Origin of the sequence: Neisseria sp. P0019.S002 (assembly GCF_051957155.1) — a bacterium.
Classification (GTDB): domain Bacteria; phylum Pseudomonadota; class Gammaproteobacteria; order Burkholderiales; family Neisseriaceae; genus Neisseria; species Neisseria perflava.
Window position 1 is genome coordinate 1 of the sequence record NZ_JBQCWS010000185.1, and the last position, 431, is coordinate 431.

The 431-nt window shown below is 59.2% G+C and carries 1 protein-coding gene; it reads right to left on the reverse strand.

Annotated elements, in window-relative coordinates; genetic code table 11:
• Positions 1-431, reverse strand: a 431-nt coding sequence (locus ACTHTY_RS12220) for a type IV pilus twitching motility protein PilT (protein ID WP_440367892.1), incomplete at both ends; no start/stop codon positions are given.

Genomic DNA, 431 nt, shown 5'->3' on the forward strand with positions numbered 1-431 from the left:
GCTTTGCTGCGTGCCAGCTCGGGGCTGATGGTACCTTGGCGGACAAGGGTTTGCATGGCTTGATCGAGGGTTTGCATACCGTGGGCCTGACCGGTTTGGAGGGCGGCGTTGATTTGGGCGATTTTGTTTTCGCGGATGAGGCTGCGCACGGCCAGTGTGGAAATCAGGATTTCGTGTGCGGCGACGCGGCCGTTACCGTCGCGGGTTTTCAGCAGGGTTTGGGAAATGATGGCGCGCAAGGATTCGGACAATATGGAGCGCACGATTTCTTTTTCGCCTGCAGGGAATACGTCGACAATGCGGTCGATGGTTTTGGCGGCGCCGGTCGTGTGCAGCGTGCCGAGAACCAGGTGGTCGGTTTCGTCGGCGGTTAGGGCGGTGGAGATGGTTTTAGGGTCGCGTGTCTCGCTGGTCAAAATCGCGTTTGGGTC